This is a genomic window from Serratia sp. (in: enterobacteria) (assembly GCF_046715635.1).
Classification (GTDB): Bacteria; Pseudomonadota; Gammaproteobacteria; order Enterobacterales; family Enterobacteriaceae; genus Chania.
The window spans coordinates 1-3,904 of the sequence record NZ_JBKJYW010000512.1 but is presented as its reverse complement, the minus strand read 5'-3'; the positions used below and the strand labels follow the sequence as shown (position 1 = coordinate 3,904).

At 55.9% G+C, this 3,904-nt stretch carries 5 protein-coding genes; all 5 read right to left on the bottom strand.

Going from position 1 to position 3,904, the window contains the following annotated elements; translation table 11 throughout:
• Window positions 1-715 (bottom strand): bifunctional tetrahydrofolate synthase/dihydrofolate synthase (gene folC / locus ACLQ7H_RS26650; protein WP_411755266.1); only part of this gene is annotated, 715 nt, incomplete at its 3' end.
• Between the two features lie 155 nt (window positions 716-870).
• A complete protein-coding gene (accD, locus tag ACLQ7H_RS26645; RefSeq protein WP_411755265.1) occupies window positions 871-1,779 on the bottom strand; it encodes an acetyl-CoA carboxylase, carboxyltransferase subunit beta in 909 nt (302 codons plus the stop codon).
• Window positions 1,780-2,010: 231 nt separating this feature from the next.
• Complete coding sequence (locus tag ACLQ7H_RS26640) at window positions 2,011-2,673, bottom strand: DedA family protein (RefSeq protein WP_411755264.1); 663 nt, start codon at window positions 2,671-2,673, stop codon at window positions 2,011-2,013.
• Between the two features lie 80 nt (window positions 2,674-2,753).
• On the bottom strand, window positions 2,754-3,575 hold the full coding sequence (truA, locus tag ACLQ7H_RS26635; RefSeq protein WP_411755263.1) for a tRNA pseudouridine(38-40) synthase TruA: 822 nt from the start codon (window positions 3,573-3,575) through the stop codon (window positions 2,754-2,756).
• A partial coding sequence (locus ACLQ7H_RS26630; protein ID WP_411755262.1) for an Asd/ArgC dimerization domain-containing protein occupies window positions 3,575-3,904 on the bottom strand: 330 nt, incomplete at its 5' end. The genes truA and ACLQ7H_RS26630, both read right to left, overlap by 1 nt.

The window sequence follows — 3,904 nt, the reverse complement described above, 5'->3', positions numbered from 1 at the left end:
CCCATTGCCAGCGTTCACCCTGTTCGCTGAACGACCAGGCTTCATCACGGCGGTACAGTTGCGCGTTGAGATCTTCCGCTACCTGCCGGATGCTGTTTGGCATATCCGGCTCACCAACTACCGCGGGCTTGCCGCCACGGAAAATACCCGCCTTCTCGCGGCCGATGCTTTCACGATCGTGGCCTAGCCAATCGGTGTGATCCAACGCAATGCTGGTCACTACGGCGACGCTTGGCTCGACGATATTGGTCGCGTCCAGACGCCCACCCAAGCCCACTTCCAGGATCACGACGTCGAGCCTGGCCTGTTTAAACAGTTGTAACGCCGACAGGGTGCCAAATTCGAAATAAGTCAGCGAGGTTTCCCCCCGGCCAGCTTCAATCGCGGCAAAGGAGCGGCTGTGTTCAGCCTCGCTCAGCTCTTCACCCTGTATGCGCACCCGTTCGGTGTAACGCACCAGATGCGGTGAACTGTAAACCCCGACCCGCAGCCCGGCAGCCAACAAAATGGCCTCTAACGTGCGGCAGGTGGTGCCTTTGCCGTTAGTACCGGCAACGGTAAATACCGTAGGAGCAGGAGTGAGAAGGTCGAGGTGCGCCGCAACGTGCTGCACACGTTCCAAGCCGAGTTCGATCGCCTGGCTATGCAGACGTTCCAGATAGTAAAGCCACGAGCTCAATGGCGACGTGGCTTGGGGAATTTGGTGGTTTTGCATGAGTCCCATCACTGACTTTGGGTTCATAAATCCGTAAGACGCACCGCCCTGACGACGTCAAAAGCGATGCTCTTCGTTTCCCGCCGCAACTTAGCCACAAAATGGCGGCGGAACCCGACACGGGCTTGTACCTATGCCGGGTCTTTGTCTGATCCTCAGGCGTCAGCCTGATTTTCCTGATCGATGATCGGCGCGCTCTCATCGAACTGCGGCTGCGGCCGGTTGGTCAGCTTGGAAAGAATGCTGGCCAGGGTCTGACGCATCACCGGACGGCGGACGATCATGTCGATAGCGCCCTTCTCAATCAGGAACTCACTGCGCTGGAAGCCCGGCGGCAGTTTTTCACGGACGGTTTGTTCGATAACCCGTGGCCCGGCAAAGCCGATCAGCGCTTTTGGCTCGGCAATGTTGATATCGCCCAGCATCGCCAAACTGGCAGACACGCCGCCCATGGTCGGATCGGTCAGTACCGAAATATACGGCAGGCCACGTTCTTGCAGCTTGGCCAACGCGGCGCTGGTTTTCGCCATCTGCATCAGCGACATCAGCGCTTCCTGCATACGCGCACCGCCACTGGCAGAGAAGCACACCAGCGGGCAGTTATCTTCCAACGCCTGCTCAACCGCACGGACAAAGCGCGCACCGACGACGGAAGACATCGAACCACCAATAAAGGCAAATTCGAAGGAGGCTGCGACGATCGGCATGCCATACAGCGTGCCCTTCATCACCACCAGCGCGTCTTTCTCGCCGGTTGCTTTCTGTGCGGCAACCAGACGATCTTTGTACTTTTTGGAATCCTTGAACTTCAGAACGTCTTTCGGCTCCAGTTCGCTGCCCAGTTCCACTTCACTGCCTTCATCCAGCAGTGTATGCAGACGCATACGGGCTGACATGCGCATGTGGTGGTCACACTTGGGACACACCTCAAGGTTACGCTCCAGTTCGGCACGGTAAAGGACCTGACCACAGCTATCGCATTTGGTCCAGACCCCTTCAGGAATGCTCACCTTACGGGTTTGCGTAACATTGCTTTTGTTGAGAATTCGTTCAATCCAGCTCATCGATGACCTTTCTGTTTGAACCTGGCAGACACCCGTCCGCTGTTCATGCCTTAACAATCCTCCCGAAACACACCCAATGCAAAAATGCCGAGCTAAGCGCAACAGGTGCGCTACCAAGGCATTGGCTTCAGGGTCGTTCGCGGGAACAGACCATAAATGTCGCTCATTAAACCATATCGGCCCGATTGTGTGGACAAAAAACTGGTCGAACCGACGGGTTAAGCGGTGTTTTTACTGTTTTTGTTGGCGGGCAGCCGCGCGTTTATGGCGCCAGATTTCAATAATGCCCGGCAGAATTGAAACCAGGATGATGCCAACAATCAACAACTTCAAGTTTTCCTGCACGATCGGCAAGTCGCCAAACAGGTAGCCAGCATAAGTGAACAGCAGCACCCAAAGTAGCGCACCAATCACGTTATAGGCAGCAAAGTGGCGATAGGACATATGCCCCATGCCGGCCACGAACGGCGCAAAGGTGCGCACGATCGGCACAAATCGTGCCAGAATAATGGTTTTCCCGCCGTGTTTCTCGTAGAACTGATGGGTTTTATCCAGATAGCTACGACGGAAAATTTTCGAATTCGGGTTGCTGAACAGCTTTTCGCCGAACAGCCGACCAATAGTGTAGTTGACGGCATCACCAATCACCGCCGCAATCACCATCAACGCTACCATGGTATGCACATTGAGATCGTTGGAAGGCAACGCGGCCAGCGCACCGGCGACAAACAGCAGAGAATCCCCTGGCAGGAACGGTGTAACCACCAGCCCGGTTTCACAAAACAGGATCAGGAACAGAATGGCGTAAACCCACATACCGTAATCCCTGACCAGTTCTGCCAGGTGCACATCAATATGCAAAATAAAATCAATCAGAAACTTGATGATGTCCATAAACTCTCTCAATTGACCAGGTGTCTCTCCCACCCGGCGTTGGCACCAGTAAATAACGTATTAATCTGCCAGCCTGCCAGTTAATCGTCGGCTAAGAACAGCGGCCCCATCGGCGGCCGGGGTAAGGCAAACGACTCTGGATAATCAACCGCGACCAGATACAGGCCTTCAGCCCGTGCGGTTGCGGCCGCCAGGCTGCGATCCTTGAGCGCCAACAGCTCGCCCATCCAGTTCTCATCCTGATTGCCACAGCCAATCTCCATCAGGCTGCCAACAATGTTGCGCACCATATGATGGACAAAGGCGTTGGCCTTTATATCTACCACGATATATTCGCCATAGCGCGTAACCTTAACGTGTTTTACGTTTCGCCACGGCGTACGTGACTGGCATTGTACCGCCCGGAATGAGGTAAAGTCGTTTTCCCCCAGCAAGGCCTGCGCGGCATGATGCATGCGATCGGCGTCCAGCGGATGATAAAAATGCGTCACCCCCTGCTGCAATACCGCCGGGCGGTAGCGGTGATTATAAATAATGTAGCGATAACGCCGCGCGGTGGCGCTGAAACGAGCATGAAAATCGCTGCTGACTTCTTTCACCCAACGTACCGCGATATCCGGCGGCAAATGGCTATTCACCCCCATCGTCCAGGCGGCGTCTTTGCGTCGGGCAGCGGTTTCGAAATGCACCACCTGCCCGGTGGCGTGCACTCCGGCATCGGTTCGCCCGGCGCAGAATACGCCGATCGGCGCATCCGCCACCTTGCTTAGCGCTTTTTCCAGGCAGGCCTGGACGCTGGTAACCTCTTGCTGACGCTGCCAGCCGTAATAACGGCTGCCGTCATACTCGATCCCCAGCGCAATTTTCAGCATTGGCTGGGTTGGCAACTCCACCTCGGACATCAGTACATCTGCTCCTGCAATAGCCGTTCAGCAGTTTCGATCGCCATCAACGCGCCGCCAAAGCGCACGTTATCGGCCACCGACCAGAACTGCAGCATCTCAGGGATGCCGTAATCGTTGCGCAGACAGCCAATGCTCAGCATATCGCTGCCGGAGGCTTCGGTAACCTGAGTCGGGTAATCGTCTTCTTCGCTCAGTTGGATATCTTCAGCCTGCTCCAGCTCGTGGCGAGCTTCTTCTGCGGCGATCGGGCGCAACGCTTCCAGATGCACCACTTGCGCGTGGCCGTAGAACACCGGCGACTGAACGCAGCTTACCGAGATCGGCAG

Coding starts and splice junctions, on each gene's coding strand:
- ACLQ7H_RS26640 (WP_411755264.1), bottom strand. CDS start 2,673: ATGGACATCATCAAGTTTCTGATTGATTTTATTTTGCATATTGATGTG.
- truA (WP_411755263.1), bottom strand. CDS start 3,575: ATGTCCGAGGTGGAGTTGCCAACCCAGCCAATGCTGAAAATTGCGCTG.
- accD (WP_411755265.1), bottom strand. CDS start 1,779: ATGAGCTGGATTGAACGAATTCTCAACAAAAGCAATGTTACGCAAACC.